General features: G+C 71.3%; 16 protein-coding genes. 12 read left to right on the top strand and 4 right to left on the bottom strand.

Going from position 1 to position 21,740, the window contains the following annotated elements:
• The first annotated feature begins 110 nt into the window (after positions 1 to 110).
• Together ACIQWG_RS36850 and ACIQWG_RS36845 are read left to right on the top strand one after the other, a co-directional pair.
• Positions 111 to 3,785: a glycosyltransferase family 2 protein gene (locus ACIQWG_RS36850; RefSeq protein ID WP_404104199.1), complete on the top strand. Its 3,675-nt coding sequence runs from the start codon at positions 111 to 113 to the stop codon at positions 3,783 to 3,785.
• Entirely contained in the window at positions 3,782 to 5,263 is a 1,482-nt protein-coding gene (locus tag ACIQWG_RS36845) for a DUF5719 family protein (RefSeq protein WP_404104196.1), read from the top strand. Before ACIQWG_RS36850 ends, ACIQWG_RS36845 begins: the two co-directional genes overlap by 4 nt.
• A gap of 50 nt (positions 5,264 to 5,313) precedes the next feature.
• Here ACIQWG_RS36845 and ACIQWG_RS36840 read toward each other — a convergent pair whose 3' ends face one another.
• Positions 5,314 to 5,763, bottom strand: coding sequence for a metallopeptidase family protein (locus ACIQWG_RS36840; RefSeq protein ID WP_404104635.1), 450 nt, complete (start codon positions 5,761 to 5,763; stop codon positions 5,314 to 5,316).
• Positions 5,764 to 6,055: 292 nt separating this feature from the next.
• Between ACIQWG_RS36840 and ACIQWG_RS36835 the strand changes: the two genes are divergently transcribed.
• From ACIQWG_RS36835 to ACIQWG_RS36805, 7 genes are all read left to right on the top strand, one after another.
• Entirely contained in the window at positions 6,056 to 6,484 is a 429-nt protein-coding gene (locus ACIQWG_RS36835; RefSeq protein ID WP_079033994.1) for a DUF3499 domain-containing protein, read from the top strand.
• 147 nt (positions 6,485 to 6,631) lie between these two features.
• Positions 6,632 to 8,248: an L-lactate permease gene (locus tag ACIQWG_RS36830; protein ID WP_404104194.1), complete on the top strand. Its 1,617-nt coding sequence runs from the start codon at positions 6,632 to 6,634 to the stop codon at positions 8,246 to 8,248.
• 114 nt (positions 8,249 to 8,362) lie between these two features.
• Positions 8,363 to 9,727, top strand: a complete 1,365-nt coding sequence (locus ACIQWG_RS36825) for a phosphomannomutase/phosphoglucomutase (RefSeq protein WP_404104191.1) — start codon at positions 8,363 to 8,365, stop codon at positions 9,725 to 9,727.
• 286 nt (positions 9,728 to 10,013) lie between these two features.
• Positions 10,014 to 10,184, top strand: a complete 171-nt coding sequence (locus tag ACIQWG_RS36820) for a Trm112 family protein (protein ID WP_404104188.1) — start codon at positions 10,014 to 10,016, stop codon at positions 10,182 to 10,184.
• A gap of 184 nt (positions 10,185 to 10,368) precedes the next feature.
• A complete protein-coding gene (locus ACIQWG_RS36815; protein WP_404104185.1) occupies positions 10,369 to 11,496 on the top strand; it encodes an SIS domain-containing protein in 1,128 nt (375 codons plus the stop codon).
• 144 nt (positions 11,497 to 11,640) lie between these two features.
• Positions 11,641 to 12,792, top strand: coding sequence for a mannose-6-phosphate isomerase, class I (gene manA, locus ACIQWG_RS36810; protein WP_404104183.1), 1,152 nt, complete (start codon positions 11,641 to 11,643; stop codon positions 12,790 to 12,792).
• Positions 12,793 to 12,999: 207 nt separating this feature from the next.
• On the top strand, positions 13,000 to 13,980 hold the full coding sequence (locus ACIQWG_RS36805) for a cation diffusion facilitator family transporter (protein WP_404104181.1): 981 nt from the start codon (positions 13,000 to 13,002) through the stop codon (positions 13,978 to 13,980).
• A gap of 139 nt (positions 13,981 to 14,119) precedes the next feature.
• On the opposite strand, the gene ACIQWG_RS36800 is transcribed toward ACIQWG_RS36805, so the two are convergent.
• Complete coding sequence (locus ACIQWG_RS36800; protein ID WP_404104179.1) at positions 14,120 to 16,258, bottom strand: fructose-specific PTS transporter subunit EIIC; 2,139 nt, start codon at positions 16,256 to 16,258, stop codon at positions 14,120 to 14,122.
• A 507-nt stretch (positions 16,259 to 16,765) separates the two neighbouring features.
• Here ACIQWG_RS36800 and ahcY point away from each other — a divergent pair.
• Positions 16,766 to 18,223 carry an adenosylhomocysteinase gene (gene ahcY, locus ACIQWG_RS36795; RefSeq protein ID WP_404104176.1) on the top strand — a complete coding sequence of 486 codons (1,458 nt, stop codon included), beginning with the start codon at positions 16,766 to 16,768 and terminating at the stop codon, positions 18,221 to 18,223.
• Between the two features lie 256 nt (positions 18,224 to 18,479).
• Positions 18,480 to 19,094 (top strand): hypothetical protein, encoded by a 615-nt coding sequence (locus ACIQWG_RS36790; protein ID WP_404104174.1) that lies wholly within the window; start codon positions 18,480 to 18,482, stop codon positions 19,092 to 19,094.
• Positions 19,095 to 19,150: 56 nt separating this feature from the next.
• Here the strand turns inward: ACIQWG_RS36790 and ACIQWG_RS36785 are convergent, their stop codons facing one another.
• Positions 19,151 to 20,194, bottom strand: coding sequence for an RDD family protein (locus ACIQWG_RS36785; protein ID WP_404104170.1), 1,044 nt, complete (start codon positions 20,192 to 20,194; stop codon positions 19,151 to 19,153).
• A gap of 131 nt (positions 20,195 to 20,325) precedes the next feature.
• On the opposite strand from ACIQWG_RS36785, the gene ACIQWG_RS36780 reads away from it, so the two are divergent.
• Positions 20,326 to 21,333 carry a stage II sporulation protein M gene (locus ACIQWG_RS36780; RefSeq protein ID WP_404104167.1) on the top strand — a complete coding sequence of 336 codons (1,008 nt, stop codon included), beginning with the start codon at positions 20,326 to 20,328 and terminating at the stop codon, positions 21,331 to 21,333.
• Between the two features lie 140 nt (positions 21,334 to 21,473).
• On the opposite strand, the gene ACIQWG_RS36775 is transcribed toward ACIQWG_RS36780, so the two are convergent.
• On the bottom strand, positions 21,474 to 21,740 hold a 267-nt coding region (locus ACIQWG_RS36775; protein WP_404104164.1), incomplete at its 5' end, for a hypothetical protein.

Below are 21,740 nucleotides of genomic sequence, written 5' to 3'. Positions count from 1 at the left end.
GGGCCGCCGTGATGCCCAGCCGATAGTGTGGTCGCTCGTCCGAGACGCCCCGGTGTCCCCTGGGGGCACAGGCGTCCACCGCAGTCCATCGAACCGGGGCCCGTACCTCGATGTCCGTGCACAGCCACACGGCAGCCCAGCACGACTCGGCTGCCACACCTGAGTTCCCGCGTCATGTGGTGACGGCGGTGGTCGTCTCCCACGACGGCGCCCGCTGGCTGCCCGACGTGCTCGCCGGGCTGCTCGGCCAGGAGCGTCCCGTCCAGTTCGCCGTCGCGGCCGACACCGGCAGCGCGGACCGGTCCGCGCAGCTGGTCACCGACGCGCTCGGCGCCGACCGCGTCCTGCACCTCGCCCGGCGCACCGGCTTCGGCCAGGCCGTCGAGGAGGCCAACCGCACCGCTCCCGTCCTCACCCCGGACGAGCTGCCGTATCTGAAGCGGCCCAGCGGCTGGGACCCCGTCACGCGCACCTGGCGCGACGACGCCTACGACATGCCCGAACTCCCTCACGGGGAGCCGGTGCAGTGGCTGTGGCTCCTGCACGACGACTGCGCCCCCGAACCCGACGCCCTGGCCCAGCTGCTGCGCGTCGTGGAGAACGAGCAGGAGCTGGGCAGGGACGACGTGGCCGTCGTGGGCCCGAAGCTGCGCGGCTGGTACGACCGCCGTCAGCTCCTCGAGGTCGGCGTCACCATCGCCCACTCCGGCCGCCGCTGGACCGGCCTCGACCGCCGCGAACAGGACCAGGGCCAGCACGACCACGTGCGGTCCGTGCTGTCCGTGTCCACCGCCGGCATGCTGATCCGGCGCGATGTCTTCGAACAGCTCGGCGGCTTCGACCGACGGCTTCCCCTGATGCGCGACGACGTCGACCTGTGCTGGCGCGCCACCGCCGCCGGCCACCGCGTCCTCGTCGCCCCGGAGGCGGTCGTACGACACGCCGAGGCGGCCTCCCGGGAGCGCCGCACCGTCGACTGCGTGGGCCGCACCTCCTCCTCCCCGCACAAGGTCGACAAGGCCGGCGCCGTCTACACCCTGCTCGTCAACAGCCGTACGGCCGTGCTGCCCTGGGTGCTGCTGCGCCTGGTGTTCGGCACCGTCCTGCGCACGCTCGCCTACCTCGTGGGCAAGGTCCCCGGCCAGGCCCTCGACGAGATCCGCGGTCTCGTGGGCACCTTGCTGCGCCCCGAGCGGATCATCGCCGGGCGGCGCAGGAGGGGCACCCCCGCCATCGACAAGGGCGAGCTGCGGGCCCTGTTCCCGCCGCCCGGCGCGACCGTGCGGGCCACCGTCGAACAGGTCGCGGGCGGTCTCTTCGGCAGCTCCGACCCCGAAGTGGCCGCCGGTGCGGGCCGGCACGGCGGCGCGGTCGAGTCCGGACCCGGCGGCGACGACGCCGACTTCCTGGAGATAGAACAGTTCGCACGCCTCAAGCGCATCGCCCGCAACCCCGGCCCGATGCTCTTCCTGGTGCTGCTCTTCGTCTCGCTGATCGCCTGCCGTGAACTCCTCGGCGGCGGCGCGCTCGCGGGCGGCGCGCTGCTGCCCGCCCCGGCCGAAGCCGGTGAGCTGTGGGCCCGCTACGCGGACGCCTGGCATCCGGTGGGCGCCGGCGGCACCCCCGCGGCGCCGCCGTACCTCGCGATCGTGGCGATGTTCGCCTCAGCGCTGCTGGGCTCGACCGGGCTCGCGATCACGATCCTGCTGGTCTGCTCGGTGCCGCTGGCCGGACTCACCGCCTACTTCGCCTCCCGACCGCTCGTCGAGTCGCGTCTCCTGCGCGCCTGGGCGGCCGTCGTCTACGCCTTCCTGCCCGCCGCCACCGGCGCCCTCGCCGGCGGCCGTATCGGCACCGCCGTACTCGCCATCCTGCTGCCGCTGATCGCCCGCGCGGGCATCGCCGCCAGCGGCCTGGCGAACGGCTCCGGTGCGCGCGGCAGTTGGCGCGCGACCTGGGCCTACGCACTGCTGCTGACGATCGCCACGGCCTTCACGCCGATCGTGTGGCCGATCGCGCTGGTCCTCGGCGTCGGACTGCTGGTGGTGCGGCGCGACGACATCGCGGCGTACGGCCTGCGCCTGCTCGCCCAGTTCGGTGTGCCGCTGCTGGTGCTCGCGCCCTGGTCGCTGTCGCTGCTTCCGTTCGGCTTCTTCCGCGAGGCCGGTCTGGAGTACGGCGCATCGTCCGCGTCCCCCGTGGACCTGCTCGGTGCCAGCCCCGGCGGGCCCGGCACCGTCAGCGGACTGATGCTCATCGGCGTCGTGCTGGCCGCGCTGGCCGCCCTGCTGCGCTCCGAGCGCCAGTCGGGCATCCGTACGGCCTGGGTGGTCGCCCTGCTGGGCTTCGTCTTCGCGGTCGTGTCCAACAGCTCCACCTGGGCCGGCCCCGCGACCCTCGTCTACGGCATCGCCCTCCTGGCCGCCGCCCTGCTCGGCGCCGACGGGGCACGCTCCCGGGTCGCCGAGCAGAGCTTCGGCTGGCGTCAGCCCGTCGCCGCGCTGATCGCGTTCGCGGCGGCCGCCGGCCCGCTGCTCGTCGCCGCCGGCTGGATGATCGGCGGCGCCGACGGACCGCTGGAGCGACGCGACCCCGTGCAGGTGCCCGCGTTCGTTGCCGAGGAGAGCAACACCCGCGACCAGGCCCGCACCCTGGTCCTCGACAGCGACTCCGCGGCCCACGTCGGCTACATGCTGGTCCGCGGTTCCGGCGCCCGCCTCGGTGACGCCGAACTCGCCGCGGCCGACGGGGAGAACGCCGAGCTCGACAAGATCGTCGCCAACCTGGTCGCCGGGTCCGGCGCCGACCAGGCCGATCAGCTGGGCGCCTTCGCGGTGCGGTACGTCCTCGTCCACAAGGGCGCCCCGCGCGAGGTCACCCGGGTGCTGGACGCCACGCCCGGGCTGTCGCGGCTGAGCGAGCAGAACGGCAGCGCGCTGTGGCGGATCGACCGCCAGGTGTCGCGCGCGGCCATCGTCGCGGGTTCCGGCGCGGGCGCCGCGACCGGTGCCGGTGAGCCCGAACCGGTCGCCGCCGGGCCCGTGGAGATCCACACCACGATTCCCGGTGGCTCCGACGGGCGGGTGCTGCGGCTCGCCGACAGCGCCGACGACGGATGGACGGCCACCCTGGACGGCGAGCCGCTCACCGCGACGACCGTCGACGGCTGGGCCCAGGGCTTCGAACTGCCCGCTGACGGCGGCAAGTTGGACGTCACCTATGACGACCCGATCGGTCACACCGCCTGGCTGTGGGCGCAGGGCTTCCTCGCCGTCGTGCTGGTGGTGATGGCCCTGCCGGGGCGTCGCCGTGACATCGACGACGATCTGCCGGAGGAGCAGGCGGTTCCGGAAGAGGCGAGGGCCGGCGAGGGCCGGCGGGCGCGTCGGCTGCGCGCCCAGGCCGAGGCCGAGGAGGCCGGTGAGGACGCGGAGTTCCCGCCTCCCCCGTCGGAGGCGCCACCCGCGGCGATCCCGCAGCAGACGCCCTACGGCGACTGGGACACGCCCAGCTACACGGGCGCCGACCACTACGGCGGCGAGCAGTACCCGGGCGGACAGCAGTATCCGGCGGGCGGCGGCTACGACCAGGCGTATCAGGCGGACCCCTACCAGGGCGGTCAGTACGACCCGTACGCATACGGCGGACAACCGCAGGCGGGGGCGTACGACCCCGCGTACGACCCCGCGTACGACCCGACGTACCAGCAGGGTTACGACGCCACTTACGACCCGGCGCAGCAGCATCCGCACGGCAATGAGCGTTCCGACGGGAGCCAGCAGTGAACCGCACCACCCTGTCCCTGATCGCCGGCGTCGGTGCCCTCGCGGCCATCACGGGGTTCGCGGCGCTGTCGACGCCGGACGCGTCCGGGGCGAACACCGCCAAGGCGGCGGCCGAGTTGCCGGTGGAGCGTTCGAGTCTGGTGTGTCCGGCGCCGAGCATCTCCGACCTGGCCGAGACGACGTACAGCTCGTTCACGCCTGTCACCAAGGGGACGGGGAGCGACGGGAAGGCGGAACTGCTGTCGGCGGGCAGGGGCGGCAAGGCGGAGAAGCCGGGGAAGGCCGACAAGCCCGTCCTGGAGGCCAAGGAGCCGGGAAAGCCGGTCACCGAGGACGCCTCCGGGGCCGACTCGCCCGCGCTCGTCGGGACCGCCGACGGGAAGTTCGCACCCGGGTGGACCGTGCAGCAGACCACCGAGGTCGCCGCGGGCACGGGTCGCGGGCTCCAGGGCGTCAACTGCACCGCGCCGGACACGGAGTTCTGGTTCCCGGGGGCCAGTACGGCCACCGACCGCACGGACTACGTGCATCTGACGAACCCGGACGACTCCGCGGCCGTCGTCGACATCGAGCTGTACGGCAAGGACGGAGCCCTGGAGACCACGGTGGGGGAGGGAATCACGGTCCAGCCGCACTCCGGTGAGCCGATACTTCTGTCCACCCTCACCGGTGAGAAGCAGGACAACGTGACCGTGCACGTGAGTGTGCGCAGCGGTCGGGTGGGTGCCTCGGTGCAGGCGCTGGACGACAAGCTCGGCGGGGACTGGCTGGCGGCGTCCGTCGATCCCGCGGGGAGCCTGGTGCTGCCCGGCATTCCGAAGGACGCCACGGCCGTGCGGCTGGTGGCGTTCGCGCCGGGGGAGTCGGACGCGGATCTGAAGGTGCGGCTGGCTTCGCCGTCGGGGGCCATCACCCCCGCCGGGAACGAGACGTTGCACGTCAAGGCGGGGATGACCAGTGCCGTGGATCTCGGTGACGTGATGCGCGGGGAACCCGGGTCGCTGGTGCTGACGCCCACGGACCGGTCGGTGCCGGTGGTCGCGGCCCTGCGGGTGGTTCGCGGCAAGGGCGCCAAGCAGGAGACGGCGTTCATCCCGGCCGCTCGGCCGGTGGGCAAGCGCGCGACCGCGGTCGACAACCGTGCCAAGGGCTCGACGCTGTCCGTGACGGCACCGTTCGGTACGGCGGAGATCAAGGTGACGGCCTCGGCCGGGAGCGACGGCGGTACGGAGGCGTCGAAGACGTACACGGTCAAGTCCGGTACCACGCAGGAAGTGGAAGTGCCGGTGCCGAGCGGGTTGAAGGGCACCTACGCCCTCACCGTGGAGACGGTGTCGGGCGGCCCGGCCTACGCCTCCCGGACACTGGCCGTGCCGGAGGACGGGGTGCCCGCGTTCACCGTGCAGACACTGTCCGACGACCGGGGAATGGTGTCGGTGCCGGAGGCGGACGAGGACCTGTCGGTCTTGCAGAAGTAGGGCGGCCCTGGCGGCGCCCGAGGCAGCCCCGGCTCCGGCCGAAGGCGCCGTCAGTCCTCGCCGTACCTGGGGTCCACCGTCTCCGGGGTGAGGCCCAGCAGCTCCGCCACCTGCTCCACGACGACCTCGTGGACCAGCGCCGCCCGCTCGTCACGCCCCTTGGTGCGGATCTCCACCGGACGGCGATAGATGACGACCCGCGCACGGCGTCCCTCGCGGGCGGCGATGGTGCCGCCCAGGGGGACCGCCTCGTCGTTCCAGCTGTGGCCGGGGCCGTCGAGGCGGGGGACCTCCAGGACCAGGAAATCGATGTCGGTCAGCTGGGGCCAGCGGCGTTCGAGGCGTTCCACCGAGTCCTGGACCAGGTCGGCGAAGGCGTCGGCCCGGCTCGCCGCGAGCGGGACCTGGGGCGGTGCGATCGGGCCGCGCATGCCCCGGCCGTGGCGATCACGGCGGCGGGGCCCGGGGCCGGCGGCGCGGGGCGGTACAGGGGTGTCCATCACTGATGAAGGGTAGTCCTCGCGGCCCGCACCTGTCCGATCGCCGTGGGGTGGTGCGGGCGATCTCCGGCCGTCCGTACGGCATGTCGGCAGATGACCATTCCAGCCAAGCTTGGGCTCGATTCCGTATCTCTCCGAGAGCGGCGACGTCGAGGCAATTGTTGGGTTTTGTGGTATGTGGTGACCGATTCTGAACGGGGCCATCGACTCGATACAAGGCTTTTGGGCAGGTCAGAGGCGTGGGACGGGAGAGGCGCGCGGGGCGCCGCACAGCACGACACGGTGGGGTGACCTGGGGGAGAGTCGTCGCGGCCCGCTCAAGAGTGCGGTACCGTCCAACGTCGTGAGCCCTGTACGTCGCTGTTCGCGCACCGCTTGCGGCCGTCCCGCCGTAGCGACGCTGACGTACGTCTACGCCGACTCGACCGCGGTCCTCGGCCCGCTCGCCACCTACGCCGAACCCCACTGCTACGACCTGTGCGCCGAGCACTCCGAGCGCCTGACCGCCCCGCGCGGGTGGGAGGTCGTACGGCTGCTGGACGGTTCGGCTCCGGCCCGCCCGAGCGGGGACGACCTGGAAGCGCTTGCCAACGCCGTGCGTGAGGCGGCCCGTCCGCAGGAGCGGGCGGCCGGGGCGGGCGGGGGCGGCGGCCGGGGCGCCGACCCGATGGAGGTCGCGCGCCGGGGTCATCTGAGGGTGCTCAGGTCGCCCGACAACTGACCGTTGGTGTCGGTTTTTTCTGTGGTTCTTGTGTGCTCGTTTCGTTGAGTGATGCACGAGCATTGACGCCTGGTTGGCGCGGACACGACCATTCCGTATGCCGGAACGAGAAATCGCTTTCCGTATGGCGGAACCGGGGAGGCGCCCGTGTACGTGCAGGAACTGGAGCCGGTAGCCGGCTCACTGGGACTGTCCGCCCTGGTGGCGGCGCTGCCCCTGGTGATCGTCCTCGTCCTGCTGGGCGGGGTCCGGATGAAGGCGCATCTGGCGGGCCTCACGGGCCTGTTGGCCGCCGGACTGGTCGCCTGGCTCGCGTACGGCATGCCGCTCGACCAGACGCTCTCCAGCGCCGCCCAGGGGGCCGTCTTCGGGCTTTTCCCCATTCTGTGGATCGTCGTCAACGCCCTCTGGGTGTACCGGATGACCGTCCGGACGCGGCACTTCGACATCCTGCGGCGGTCGTTCGGGCGGCTCTCCGACGATCCGCGCATCCAGGCGCTCGTCGTCGCCTTCTGCTTCGGGGCCCTGCTGGAGGCCCTCGCGGGGTTCGGCGCCCCTGTCGCGATCTGTTCGGTCATGCTGGTGGCGCTCGGCTTCGAGCCGGTCAAGGCGGCGGTGGTCGCGCTGGTCGCCAACACCGCGCCCGTGGCCTTCGGGGCGATGGGAACACCGGTGGTGACGCTGGCTCAGGTCACCGGGTTGCCGCTGGACGACGTGGCCTCCGTGGTGGGACGCCAGACGCCCCTGCTGGCCCTGGTCGTTCCGCTGGTGCTGGTCTGGCTGGTGGACGGGCGGCGCGGGCTGCGGGAGACCTGGGTGCCGGCCCTGGTGTGCGGAGTCGCCTTCGCCGTCGCCCAGTTCGCCGCCTCCAACTACGTCTCCGCACAACTCGCCGACATCGGCGCCGCCTTGGTCGGCGCGGGCGCCCTGGTCGCCGTGCCGCACGCGCGCGTGCCCGCCGCCGAGGCCGTACGCGCGTCCGTGCTGACGGGCGCGCGCAGCGAGGAGTTGGACGAGGACGACCCGCGCGGCGAAGTCGTACGGGCCTACGCGCCGTACGCGTTGATCGTCGTGATCTTCTCCATCGCGCAGATCCCCGTCGTCAAGGACTGGCTGGCCGAGGCGACCCAGACGTACGACTGGCCCTTCCTGAACGTCGCGAACCCGGACGGGGATCCGGTCAGCGGCAACATCTTCAGCTGGCCGATCGTGTCCACCGGCGGCACGCTCGTGCTGCTCGCCGGGGTGTGCACGGCGGTCGTGCTCGGAGTGCACGCGCGCGTGGCCGTCAAGGAGTGGGCCGCCACCGTGCACGAGCTGCGGTTCGCCATCCTCACGGTGACGTCCGTGCTGGCGCTCGCGTACGTCATGAACCTGTCCGGACAGGCCGCGACCATCGGGTATTTCGTGGCCGCGGCGGGCGCCGGGCTCGCCTTCCTGTCGCCGGTGCTGGGCTGGTTCGGGGTGGCCGTCTCGGGCTCCGACACGTCCGCCAACGCGCTGTTCGGGGCGCTTCAAGTGACGGCGGCGCGGGAGTCGGGGCTGTCGCCGGAACTCCTGGCCGCCGCCAACAGTTCAGGTGGTGTGCTCGGCAAGATGATCTCGCCGCAGAACCTCACGATCGCCTGCGCCGCCGTGGGGCTCGCGGGCCGGGAGGGGGACCTGCTGCGCCGGGTGCTGCCGTGGAGCCTCGGGCTGCTGCTGGTGATGTGTCTGATCGTGGTCGGACAAAGTTCACCGGTGCTCGGCTGGATGCTGCCCTGAGGCCCGCATTGACCTTGAGGTTACGGCTCGGGGTCCACTGAGCGGGCACACAGCGCACTGTCAGTCCGGGCGGGTAGTTTGGGGTGACCGACAGGACTTTCAGGAGGGTTGGCCGTGGCTGCTGATCTGTCACAGCTCGTGAAGGCGTACGACGTGCGCGGGGTCGTCCCGGACCAGTGGGACGAGTCCCTGGCCGAGCTCTTCGGGGCAGCCTTCGTCCAGGTGACGGGGGCGAGCGCGATCGTGATCGGTCACGACATGCGCCCCTCGTCGCCCGGCCTGTCCCGCGCGTTCGCGCGCGGTGCCGCGGCCCGGGGCGTCGACGTCACCGAGATCGGGCTGTGCTCCACCGACCAGCTGTACTACGCGTCCGGCGCGCTGGACCTGCCGGGCGCGATGTTCACGGCCTCGCACAACCCGGCCCAGTACAACGGCATCAAGATGTGCCGCGCGGGCGCCGCCCCGGTCGGCCAGGACACCGGCCTCGCCGAGATCCGCGAGCTGGTCGAGGCCTGGACCGAATCGGGCGCCCCCTCCCCGGCCGCGCGGACGGGCGTGATCACCCAGCGGGACACGCTGGAGGACTACGCCGCCCACCTCCGCTCCCTGGTCGACCTGACGTCCATCCGCCACCTGAAGGTCGTCGTCGACGCGGGCAACGGCATGGGCGGGCACACGGTGCCCACCGTGTTCGCCGGTCTGCCCCTGACCCTCGTCCCGATGTACTTCGAGCTGGACGGCACCTTCCCGAACCACGAGGCGAACCCCCTGGACCCCGCGAACATCGTGGACCTCCAGAAGCGGGTCCGCGAGGAATCCGCCGACCTCGGCATCGCCTTCGACGGTGACGCCGACCGCTGCTTCGTCGTCGACGAGCACGGCGCCCCGGTCTCGCCCTCGGCCATCACCGCCCTGGTGGCCTCGCGCGAGCTCGCCAAGCACGGCGGCAAGGGCACGATCATCCACAACCTGATCACGTCCTGGTCGGTCCCGGAGGTCGTCAAGGAGAACGGCGGCACCCCGGTCCGCACCCGCGTCGGCCACTCCTTCATCAAGGCCGAGATGGCCAAGTCCGGCGCGATCTTCGGCGGCGAGCACTCCGCCCACTACTACTTCGCGGACTTCTGGAACGCCGACACGGGCATGCTGGCCGCCCTGCACGTCCTCGCGGCCCTCGGCGGCCAGGACGGCCCCCTCTCCGCTCTCGTCGACCAGTACGACCGCTACGCCGGCTCCGGCGAGATCAACTCCACCGTCGCCGACCAGAAGGGCCGCCTCGCCGCGATCAAGGCCGCGTACGAGGGCCGGGAGGGCGTGACCCTCGACGAACTCGACGGCCTGACCGTGACCGCCGCCGACTGGTGGTTCAACGTCCGCCCGTCCAACACGGAGCCCCTGCTGCGCCTGAACGCGGAGGCCCGGGACGAGACGACGATGGCGAAGGTACGGGACGAGGCGCTGGCGATCATCAGAGGCTGAGACCGGTCCCGGCATCTCAGCCCGTCCGGCGTTCGAGGACGAGGCCCGTTCAGGGCCGACAGCGGGGGTCTGGGGGCGTCAGCCCCCAGAGACGGGCCGGGGTCGAAGGGGCAGCGCCCCTGGGGGATGGGACGGGTAGGGGCGGCGGGGGCGAGAAAAACCCGGCCGCCCACCCCCGCACCGCCCCCCGCCCAACCCCCGCACCCCGCCCCCACCGGCGGTACCCTGACCAGGCACATCCGCACACCCGCACGCACCACCCACCCCACCCCAGAAGGGACCCGCCATGCCGCTGGAAGCCGGCCTCCTGGAGATCCTCGCCTGCCCGGCCTGCCACTCCCCGCTCAAGGAGCAGGACGCCGAACTGCTCTGCACCGGCCAGGACTGCGGCCTGGCGTACCCGGTCCGCGACGGCATCCCCGTCCTGCTCGTGGACGAGGCCCGCCGACCGGCGTAGAGCGACGGCAGAGCGACGCCCACGGAAGGCGACGCCCACCAGGGGCCCACACCCCCAGAGCCGTACACACATCAGCAGCGCCCGCAACACAACCGCACAGCGCACACCGCACCCCCCGGCCCACCCCAGGCGCACAGGCCCAACAAAGCCCCAAACCCACCCCGGCGATCGGAGGCTGCCGCCCATGCTCGACGAATCGCTGCTGGACACGCCGGAGGCGCTCGCCGAGGCCGACCGCCGTGCCCTGCTCCGAGGCGCGGCCGAAGCCGGCGCCCGCGTCCGCACCGCCGCCCGGCACGCCATCGAGGCCGGCGTCCCCGACCTCAAGCCCGACGGCCGCCCCCGCGCCATCCTCCTCGCGGGCCCCGGCGCCGCCGCCAACTGCGTGGCCGACCTCCTCGGCACACTCGCCGGCGCCACCAGCCCCGTCACCCGGCTGGCCCCGACCGGCGTCGCCCCCGCCGCGGGCGCCCTGCGTTGGGAGCTGCCCGGCTGGGCCGGCTCCGTGGACCTGCTGCTGATCACCACCCCCGACGGCACCGAACCCGGCCTGACGCTGCTCGCCGAGCAGGCGTACCGCCGCGGCTGCACGGTCGTCGCCGTGGCCCCCGCCCGCACCCCGCTCACCGAAGCGGTGCACGGCAACCACGGCCTGTTCGTACCGATGGCGACGGCCCCGTACGAGGAGGCCGAACCCCTCGCCGCCTCCGCCCCCGGCGTTCTGTGGGCCCTGCTCACCCCGCTCCTGGCGCTGCTCGACCGCACCGGCATGCTGACCGCCCCGCCCGACGCCGTGGAGAAGGTCGCCGACCGCCTCGACCACATCGCCGAACGCTGCGGCCCCGCCATCGCGACCTACAGCAACCCCGCCAAGACCCTCGCCGCCGAACTCGCCGACTCGCTCCCGCTGATCTGGACCGAGGGCGTCTCCGCAGGCCCGGCCGGCCGCCGTTTCGCCGCCGCGCTCGCCGAACTCTCCGGCCAGCCCTCCTTGGTCGCCGAACTGCCCGAGGCACTCGCCGCGCACCACGCCCTGCTCGCCGGCCGGCTCGCCGCGAACGCCGACCCCGACGACTTCTTCCGCGACCGCGTGGAGGAGACCCCGGCCCTGCACGCGCGCGTGGTGCTGCTGCGCGACCGCCCGAGCGGCGGCCTCACCGCCGCGCCCGCGGCCCGCGACCTGGCTCTCACCCACGACACCCCCATCAGCGAACTGGAGCCGGAACCCGGCGGCGAGCTCGAGACCCTCGCGGAACTGATCGCCATCACGGATTTCGCCGCCGTTTACCTGGCGCTCGCCTCGGGCGCCTGATGTATCCGAGGGCGCTCTGACGGCCGTACGCGCGAGAAGCCGTCGTACGAACGACAGTCGTACGCAAGACGAACCGGCGTCCCACGCACCGCAGAGCCCGCGGCGAATCCGCGCCGCACACACAGAGAGCAGGCAGAGACCCGCATGGACCGCCTCGACAACACCATCCGCCCCTACGCCTGGGGCTCCACCACGGCGATCCCGAAGCTCCTCGGAGCGGAGCCGACCGGCGAACCGCAGGCGGAGATGTGGATGGGCGCGCACCCGGGCGCACCTTCGCGCACCGAGCGCGGCACCCTCGTCGAGGTGATCGAGGCCGACCCGGAGCGCGAACTGGGCGCCGAGGCGGTCGCGAAGTTCGGGCCGCACCTGCCGTTCCTGCTCAAGATCCTCGCCGCCGGCGCCCCGCTCTCCCTCCAGGTGCACCCCAACCTCGCGCAGGCGAAGGAGGGTTACGAGGACGAGGAGGCCCGCGGTATCCCCGTGGACGCGGGCCACCGCAACTACAAGGACGCCAACCACAAGCCCGAACTGATCTGCGCGCTCACCGAGTTCGACGGCCTGTGCGGCTTCCGCGACCCCCTCCGGGCCGCCGACCTGATGGACGGCCTCGGCGTCGACTCCCTCAAGCCGTACGTCGACCTGCTGCACGCCCACCCCGAGGACGCGGCCCTGCGCGAGGTCCTCACCGCGATCCTCGCCGCCGACCCCGACGAGATGGCGCACACCGTCTCCGAGGCGGCGGCGGCCTGCTCCCGCCTGGGCGGCGACTACGCCCCGTACGCCGACATCGCCCACCACTACCCGGGCGACCCCGGCGTCATCGCCGCCATGCTCCTCAACTACGTCCGCCTCCAGCCCGGCGAGGCCCTGTTCCTCGGCGCCGGCATCCCGCACGCCTACCTCAACGGCCTCGGCGTCGAGATCATGGCCAACTCCGACAACGTGCTGCGCTGCGGCCTCACCCCCAAGCACGTCGACGTCCCCGAACTCCTGCGCGTCGTCCGCTTCGAGGCGGGAGACGCCGGCGTGCTGCGCCCGGAGGCCGCCCCGGACGGCGAGGAGGTCTACGAGACCCCGATCGACGAGTTCCGGCTCTCCCGGTACGTCCTCCCGGAGGGCACCGTCGCCCACGACCTCACGCGCGCGACCCCGCAGATCCTGCTCTGCACGGCCGGTTCCGTCCGCATCGGCGAGCACGAGCTGACGCCGGGCCGGTCGGTCTTCGTACCGGCGGGCGAAAAGGCCGAAGTGTCCGGGGCCGGTACGGTCTTCCGGGCCACCGTCGTCGCCTGACCGAGGGCATCGGACGACCGGGCGAGCCAATGTCGTACCGGGCTGCAACAATGGCCCACCGGCAAAGGACGGGCAAAGCCGATCGGGGGCCGCACCCTCGCTCGGCGACGCCCGGGACGGCGTACGTACGAGAGCCGCGAAGGCGGCCGAGGCCACGCAGGCTGTGAAGGCCGCGAAGGCCATGAGGGCGAAGGGACAACGCGACACATGAGCGCGTCAGGCGGTACCAGGGCGATCGTGGCGGCACTCGCCGCCAACCTCGCGATCGCGGCATCGAAATTCGTGGCGTTCGCGTTCAGCGGCTCGTCGTCGATGCTCGCCGAGGGCGTGCACTCGCTCGCGGACTCCGGCAATCAGGCCCTGCTGCTGGTCGGCGGCAAGAAGGCGCAGCGCGAGGCGACTCCGCAGCACCCCTTCGGCTACGGCCGCGAGCGGTACATCTACGCCTTCCTCGTCTCGATCATCCTGTTCTCCGTCGGTGGCATGTTCGCCCTGTACGAGGGCTACGAGAAGATCAAGCACCCGCACGAGATCGAGCACTGGTACTGGCCGGTCGGCGTCCTGGTCTTCGCGATCATCGCCGAGTCCTTCTCCTTCCGTACGGCCATCAAGGAGTCGAACGTCCTGCGGGGCGGGAAGTCCTGGAAGGAGTTCGTCCGTCACGCCAAGGCCCCCGAGCTGCCGGTCGTCCTCCTGGAGGACCTGGGCGCGCTGGTCGGTCTGATCCTCGCCCTGGGCGGTGTCGGCCTGGCCCTGCTCACCGGCGACGGAGTCTGGGACGGCGTCGGCACCATCTGCATCGGCGTCCTGCTCGTCCTGATCGCGGTCGTGCTGGCCATCGAGACCAAGTCGCTGCTGCTCGGTGAGTCCGCGGGCGTCGAGAACGTACGGAAGATCGAGGCCGCCGTCGTCGACGGTGAGGCGGTCACCCGCATCATCCACATGCGCACGCTCCACCTCGGCCCCGAGGAACTCCTGGTCGCCGCCAAGATCGCCGTCCGGCGCGAGGCCACGGCCGCCGAGGTCGCCTCCGCCATCAACGCCGCCGAGTCCCGCATCCGCGAGGCCGTCCCGATCGCCCGCGTCATCTACCTCGAACCCGACATCTACAGCGAGACCGAGGCAGCCAAGGGCGCCGACCGCGAGGCGACGCCCGGGGGGCCGGTACAGCACGGCTCCGACCACTGACGGTTCGCACGACAGCTGCCAGTACTCCAGCTGCCCGTACGGCACTTGTCCGTACGGCGAAGGGGCCCGCCGAGTCGATCGGCGGGCCCCTTCGTGTCCCTGGTGGCGGCAACACCCCCTGCCCAGCCGCGCACCACGGTCACCGGATCTCGCCGAGCACCTCCAGCACCGCGCGCTCGTCCCCGGCCGTCAGCAGCCGCTCCCGGAACTCCGCGTCCATCAACTTCCGTGACAGCAGCGCCAGAATCCGCAGATGCTCGTCGCCCGCGGCCGCCTCCGGTACGGCGATCATGAACACCAGTCTCGCCTTCGTACCGTCCAGCGAGCCCCACTCGACACCCTCGAGGGAACGCGCGAACCCGACGACCGGCGCGGTCACCGCGTCCGTCTTGGCGTGCGGAATCGCGATCTCCTCACCGAGCCCGGTGGTGCCCTGCGCCTCCCTCCGCAGCGCGGTCGCCACCAACTCGTCCGGGTCCGCGACCTTGCCGGTCCTCGCCAGCAGCTCGGCCATTTCCCGAATCGCCGACTCCTTGTCGGCGGCATCGAGCCGCACCTTCACCGTGTGCTCGGTGAGGTAGCCGGAGAGGACTTCAGCAGAAGAATCGTCGGCTTCGGTCTCGTCCGCGGCACCCGTGGCCGCCGCGGGCGACCCCGCCGGCGACGTACTCGAACCGGCCAACGCCGACTCACGTACGGCAGCCTGCGCCACCACGGCGGCGGCGCCGGCGCCAGGCACTCCGGCACCCGCACCGACCAGCGCGGGCTCAAGCCCGGCCAAGCCCGTGCCCGTGCCCGTGTCCGCGCTGACGAGGGCCTCCCCGCGCCGCCTGCGCTCACCGACGTCCACCAGGGCAACCGTCGTCAGCGCGGTGACGACCGAGCCGATCACCACGGCCACGAAGAACATCGGCACCCCGCTCACCGCACCCAGCACGGCCACGATCGGCCCGCCGTGCGGCACCGCGTCCTCCACACCGGCGACCCCGGCGACGGCACCGGCGACCGCGCCGCCGAGCATGTTGGCGGGGATGACCTGCGCGGGCCGGGCGGCGGCGAACGGGATCGCGCCCTCGGAGATGCCGAAGCAGCCCATGAACAGAGACGCGAGCCCGGTCTCCCGCTCCTGCTCGGTGTACAGCCGCTTGCGTATCAGCGTGGCCAGGCCCTGACCCAACGGCATGACCGGGATCGCCGCCGCGCACATGCCCATGACCGTCTGGTTGCCGGTCGCGATAAGGCCCGCGCCGAACAGGAACGCCGTCTTGTTGACCGGCCCGCCCATGTCGAACGCGATCATCAGCCCGAGAATCGCGCCGAGCAGGATCGCACTCGTGCCGGTCATCCCGCTGAGCCAGTCGGTCAGGTTCTCGAACACCCAGGAGATCGGCTTGCCGATGACGTAGATGAAGAACATGCCGAGCGCGGTCGTCGCCACGATCGGGATCACGATGATCGGCATGATCGGCTGCGCGAACTTCGGGACCTTGACCTTCTTGATCCACAACACCAGGTACCCGGCGAGGAACCCGGTCACGATCGCCCCGATGAAGCCGGCGCCCGCCTTGGAGTCGTACAGCTCACCGGTGTTGGCGATCCAGCCACCGATCATGCCGGGCACCAGGGCGGGCCGGTCCCCGATGGCATAGGCGATATAGCCGGACAGGATCGGCACCATCAGCGTGAAGCCGATGACGCCGATGTTGTTCACGTCCATCCAGAAGGAGTCCTTCGGGATGACGAGACCGCCCGACGGGTCCGTGTGCCCGCCGAGCGAGAGCGAGATCGCGATCAGCAGACCGCCGACCACGACGAACGGGATCATGTAACTGACCCCGTTCATCAGCGCCTTGTACCCGACGCTCCGCTCCTTGCCACCGCGGGACGCGGGGGCCGTAGGGGTGCCCCCGTCCGTGTGCACGGGCGCCGACAGCACCCGCTCGATCAGCTCCTCGGGGTGGCGGATGCCCTCGGCCACTCCGACGGTGAGGACCCGCTTGCCCGCGAAACGGCTCAGGTCCACGTCCTTGTCCGCCGCGACGATGATGCCGTCGGCGTGGTTGACATCGTTGTCATCGAGAACGTTTTCAGCCCCGATGGATCCCTGGGTCTCCACCTTCATGTCGATGCCACGACTCTCGGCGGCCTGCGCGAGCTTCTCGGCCGCCATGTACGTGTGGGCGATGCCGGTCGGGCATGCGGTCACCGCGAGCAGCTTCAACCGCTTCTGCTCGCCACCGCCGCTGCCCGTGGGGGGAGGGCCGGCCGGACTGGTCACGTCGATCTCCTAACGCCTTTGTCGTGCGGACACGCCGTCCCGGACGCCCCGCAAGATCGATCAGTTGTTCCGATCTGAAGGGCATCCTGCCCCACCTCACCGCCGACTCAAAGGGGCCCAGTTCCCAGAACGTCCCGGTATGCCGACACCTGTGAAGCCTTCGTTGGTGTCCTGTTATCGCTCCCGCACCCGACCGTCACCCGACCCGCCGCCCACACCCGTCCGGCCGCTCTCCCGCACCGGCCTAGGCTCGCCCGATGGCTCGATCCGGTCGGATGCGGACTGGGGGCGGCCGGGCCTCCCGGTGTAGCTTGGGACAGAGCCAGACGTCGCTGCTGATGGCGGTCGGGCGGTCCCGATGCGGACCGGCCGAGGGAGAGAGGGCCTCCGACGGACTGCGCTGCGCGTACGCGGGCATGCCTGTGTCCTCCTCGGACACCCCTGTGTCCGCCGCCGCGCAGAACAGCCGTACCCACCCTCGACCCAACCCCCGAGGAGCAGCTCGCAATGACGACTGTCGAGAACCGACAGGACTTCAAGGTCGCCGACCTCTCCCTGGCCGAGTTCGGCCGCAAGGAGATCACCCTCGCCGAGCACGAGATGCCCGGCCTGATGTCGATCCGCAAGGAGTACGCCGACGCGCAGCCGCTGGCCGGCGCCCGCATCACCGGCTCCCTGCACATGACGGTGCAGACCGCCGTCCTCATCGAGACCCTGGTGGCCCTGGGCGCCGAGGTCCGCTGGGCGTCCTGCAACATCTTCTCCACCCAGGACCACGCCGCCGCCGCGATCGCCGTCGGCCCGAACGGCACGCCCGACAACCCCCAGGGCATCCCGGTCTTCGCCTGGAAGGGCGAGACCCTGGAGGAGTACTGGTGGTGCACGGAGCAGGCCCTGACCTGGCCGAACACCGCCACCGGCGGCCCGAACATGATCCTGGACGACGGTGGTGACGCCACCCTCCTCGTCCACAAGGGCGTCGAGTACGAGAAGGACGGCCAGGTCCCCGCGGTCGACACCGCCGAGTCCGACGAGCACCGCGTCATCCTCCAGCTGCTCCACCGCACCCTGGGCGAGAACGCCCAGAAGTGGACCCAGCTGTCCTCCGAGATCCGCGGCGTGACCGAGGAGACCACGACCGGCGTCCACCGCCTGTACGAGATGCAGCGCGACGGCGTCCTCCTGTTCCCGGCGATCAACGTCAACGACGCCGTCACCAAGTCGAAGTTCGACAACAAGTACGGCTGCCGCCACTCGCTGATCGACGGCATCAACCGCGCCACCGACGTCCTGATCGGCGGCAAGACCGCGGTCGTCTGCGGCTACGGCGACGTGGGCAAGGGCTGCGCGGAGTCCCTGCGCGGACAGGGCGCCCGCGTGATCATCACCGAGATCGACCCGATCTGCGCGCTCCAGGCGGCGATGGACGGCTACCAGGTCACGACCCTCGACGAGGTCGTCGACAAGGCCGACATCTTCATCACCACGACCGGCAACAAGGACATCATCATGGCCTCGGACATGGCCAAGATGAAGCACCAGGCGATCGTCGGCAACATCGGCCACTTCGACAACGAGATCGACATGGCCGGCCTGGCCAAGATCCCGGGCATCGTCAAGGACGAGGTCAAGCCGCAGGTCCACACCTGGACCTTCGCCGACGGCAAGGTGCTGATCGTCCTCTCCGAGGGCCGCCTGCTGAACCTGGGCAACGCCACCGGCCACCCGTCGTTCGTGATGTCCAACTCGTTCGCGGACCAGACGCTGGCCCAGATCGAGCTGTTCACCAAGCCCGACTCCTACCCGACCGGTGTGTACACGCTGCCCAAGCACCTGGACGAGAAGGTCGCCCGCCTCCACCTGGACTCGCTCGGTGTGAAGCTGACGACGCTCCGCCCCGAGCAGGCCGCGTACATCGGCGTGGAGGTCGAGGGTCCCTACAAGTCGGACCACTACCGCTACTGAGCCGAGCCACTGCCGAACCGGCCTCTGCCCCGCGGTGCTGCCTCCCGCAGGCCGCGGAAGAGGCCGGTCGGCAGGGTCGGCAGCTCAGCGCGAGCGCGTCCGTGCACTGACGCGCCGCACAGCGGCAGAACCTCCGAGGCAGGCCCCCGCACCCCCGTGCCGGGGGCCTGCCTCTTCGGCCCGCCAGACGTCCGGCCATGCAGGCCCGCTCGGCCCGCGTGGCAGGACAGCCCGTCCGTCAAGCCCCAGGACCCCGATGCCCCGCGGCCGTTATTCGCTCCATGATCCGCACGATCACACCCCCCTCGCAGAAGAGCACTTCCACTGCGCCCCCGGTCCCTCCGGCTGGCGCTATGTCGCCCAGCTGACCACCCCCGCGGGCGATCACAGCGGTTCCGTCGACCTCGCCCTCGACGAACTCGGCCGCCCCATCCGTCTCGAACTCCACGCCGGCGGCTGGCAGGTCCGCGGCGCCGCCCTCGACGGCGTCACCTGGGTCCGCACCGACCCCACCGGAGCTCACGCCACCGAAGGCAATGTGCGCGCCCATGCCTTCACCGGGACGTCCCCCGCGTTCCTCATCGCCACCGCTCGTCTTCTGCGCCTCACCCCTTCCGCCTCCGCAACCCGCGTACGCCTCGTGGCCTTCACGGACCCGGTCCTCGCCCCCCGCACCGTGGACCAGTCCTGGGCCTTGGTGAACAGCGAAACACACGCCACTGACAACGGCCCTCTGACCGTGGAGGAGTACCAGGTCACAGCCCTGGACACGGGCGAGCAGCACGCCGTGCACATCGCGGGGGACGTTGTCCTCGCGGCGCCCGGCATCGAACTGGAGGACCTGAACTCGCCCCCGTCGACCTTCACTTGAGCGGCACCCGTCACAGCGGTTCGTTGCGACGCTCAGCCGTGATGCGGCGGGGAGGGCTAGGCCGGGGGGACGAAGCCGGTAGAGGGCCGGTCGGCCGGCGGTTCGTCCTGAGGTGCGGGCGCCGGAGTCTTCCGTACGGCATCTCGCGGTACGGCGGAATGCTCCTCCTCCGCTCGAGTCGCGTGCTCACCACCGACCGGAGCACTCCCCGCGCCGTATGCGACGGGCGACGGCGGAGGCATCACAGCCGGGGCCGCGGGCGGCGCGAAGGGCGGGCCGTACGCGCCGCCGGCGGTGACCCCCGGCCCGCTCACCGCCGGGGAGCCGACAGGCGACCCGCCCCCAGCCGACCCGTTGCCGAACGCACGCCGCGCCTCCCGAGCCTGCCGCTCCTGAAGAACCGCGGCCAGATACGCCGCCGGCGGCACACCCTGCGGGGCCGGAGCGCCCGTACGCGCCGCGAGATCCCCGGCAAGCCGCTCCGCCATGCTCCAGCCGACCTGCGGGTCCAGTTGCTGCATCCGCGTCAGGTACTGGCGAACGGCGAGCCACAAAGCATCCGGGACCGCCGACAGATCGAGCCCCGAGAACCGCCCCGCCAACCAGGGCGGAGGCGGAGGCACGAACCCCACCCGGGCCAGGGGAACCCGCTCCCGTACGACGAGAGTCCCCGCGAAGACATCACCGAGCCGGCGCCCGCGCGCGGACACCAGGGAAGCGATGACGGCCACGACCCCGAGCGTCATCAGAATCTCGATCACGCCGATGAGCCCGCGCACCAGAGCGTGCCGGAACCGGATCGGACCACCGTCGTCGCGCACCACCCGCAACCCGCACGCCAGCTTCCCCAGCGAACGCCCATGGCTGAGCGTCTCCACCGCGATCGGCCCGCCGACCAGCAGCAACACGAACATCGCGATCGACAGCGCGGTCTGCGCGGCCTCGTCCAGAGAAGCGGTCGCCGCGACCACGCCAATGGTCACGACGAGGTAGGCGACCACGGCCACGGCCAGGTCGAGCAGCACGGCCAGTGCCCTGCTGGGCAGCTTCGCGGGGCGCAACTCCAGCGCCACCGCCTCGCCCGTGACCAGCTCACTCACGCCATCCGTCCCTTCCCCTGACCTGCCCCTCGAATGGCCAGTCTGCCAAGCTGAGGGCGCATGGCGCCGCAGTACGACAAGCTGACACCCACGACGAGTCGCCGACGAACAGCCGAGGAGCAGAAAACCAGATGGACCTCGACGTCTTCGTCACCGCCCACCGAGCCGAGTGGGACCGCCTCGACGCCCTCCTGGGGCGCCAGCGCCGCCTCACCGGCGCCGAGGCCGACGAACTCGTCGCGCTCTACCAGCGCACCGCCACCCATCTGTCGCTGATCCAGTCCAGCGCCCCCGACCCCCAACTGACCGGTCGGCTCAGCCAGCTGGTGGCACGCGCGCGTAGCGCGGTCACAGGCACACGACGTGCCTCGTGGCGCGATGTCACCCGCTTCCTCACCCACGGTTTCCCAGCCGCCGTCTATCGGGCGCGCCACTGGTGGGTACCCACGGCGCTCCTGTCCACCCTCGTCGCCGCGCTCCTGGGCTGGTGGATCGGCACCCACCCCGAAGTGCAGGCCACCATCGCGGCCCCCAGCGAACTACGCGAGCTCACCCGCCCGGGCGGCCAGTACGAGACGTACTACTCCAGCCACCCGGCGGCCTCCTTCGCGGCGCAGGTCTGGACGAACAACGCATGGGCCGCCGCCCTCTGCCTGATCCTCGGTGTCTTCCTCGGCCTTCCGGTGCTCTGGATCCTCTTCCAGAACATGCTGAACCTGGGTGTCGGCTTCGGCCTGATGTCCTCGGCAGGACGCCTGGACACCTTCCTCGGCCTCGTACTGCCTCACGGCCTGCTGGAACTGACCGCGGTCTTCGTTGCCGCCGGCACCGGTCTACGCCTCGGCTGGACCCTCATCGACCCGGGCCCGCGCACAAGGCGTTCGGCCCTCGCGGAGGAAGGGCGTGCCGCCATCGGCATGGCGATAGGCCTGGCCTTGGTCCTCTTCGTCTCCGGCGCGATCGAAGGCTTCGTCACCCCGTCGGGCCTGCCCACTTGGGCACGCATAACCATCGGCGTCGTCGCTGAACTGGCCTTTCTCGCCTACGTGTATGTCCTGGGCGGCCGTGCCGCCCGCGCCGGTGACACGGGTGACCTGGACGCTGCCGAGCGCAGCGCGACCGTTCCGACCGCGGCTTGATGTGCGGGCACGGCTGTTGAGCTGCTAGTCTCCTCTTCGCCCCACAAGAGCCGTTGACACGGAGCGAGCGGGGAGGTAGATTCGAACAGTTGCCTGGAAGTGGACGTAGTCCCACCGGGCGGAGCTAGAATCTATCTGCTTCAGCGGAACATTGATTCCCGAGAAGCCCCTCCCGAAGATTCGGAAATGAGCGGCTGGTCAATCCGGCCTGAAACTTCTGATAAAGTCGGGATCGCCGGAAAGGGAAACGCGAGAGCGAGAACCTGGAAAGCACCGAGGAAATCGGATCGGAAAAGGATCTGATAGAGTCGAAAACGCAAGACCGAAGGGAAAAGCCCGGAGGAAAGCCCGAGAGGGTGAGTACAAAGGAAGCGTCCGTTCCTTGAGAACTCAACAGCGTGCCAAAA

This window comes from Streptomyces sp. NPDC098781 (assembly GCF_044759995.1).
Lineage (GTDB): Bacteria > Actinomycetota > Actinomycetes > Streptomycetales > Streptomycetaceae > Streptomyces.
The sequence above is the reverse complement of the archived record's forward strand: the minus strand, read 5'-3'. Positions and strand labels throughout refer to the sequence as shown.

Coding starts and splice junctions, on each gene's coding strand:
- ACIQWG_RS36850 (WP_404104199.1), top strand. CDS start 111: ATGTCCGTGCACAGCCACACGGCAGCCCAGCACGACTCGGCTGCCACA.
- ACIQWG_RS36840 (WP_404104635.1), bottom strand. CDS start 5,763: ATGGACACCCCTGTACCGCCCCGCGCCGCCGGCCCCGGGCCCCGCCGC.
- ACIQWG_RS36820 (WP_404104188.1), top strand. CDS start 10,014: ATGCCGCTGGAAGCCGGCCTCCTGGAGATCCTCGCCTGCCCGGCCTGC.
- ACIQWG_RS36815 (WP_404104185.1), top strand. CDS start 10,369: ATGCTCGACGAATCGCTGCTGGACACGCCGGAGGCGCTCGCCGAGGCC.
- manA (WP_404104183.1), top strand. CDS start 11,641: ATGGACCGCCTCGACAACACCATCCGCCCCTACGCCTGGGGCTCCACC.
- ACIQWG_RS36805 (WP_404104181.1), top strand. CDS start 13,000: ATGAGCGCGTCAGGCGGTACCAGGGCGATCGTGGCGGCACTCGCCGCC.
- ahcY (WP_404104176.1), top strand. CDS start 16,766: ATGACGACTGTCGAGAACCGACAGGACTTCAAGGTCGCCGACCTCTCC.
- ACIQWG_RS36790 (WP_404104174.1), top strand. CDS start 18,480: ATGCCCCGCGGCCGTTATTCGCTCCATGATCCGCACGATCACACCCCC.
- ACIQWG_RS36780 (WP_404104167.1), top strand. CDS start 20,326: ATGGACCTCGACGTCTTCGTCACCGCCCACCGAGCCGAGTGGGACCGC.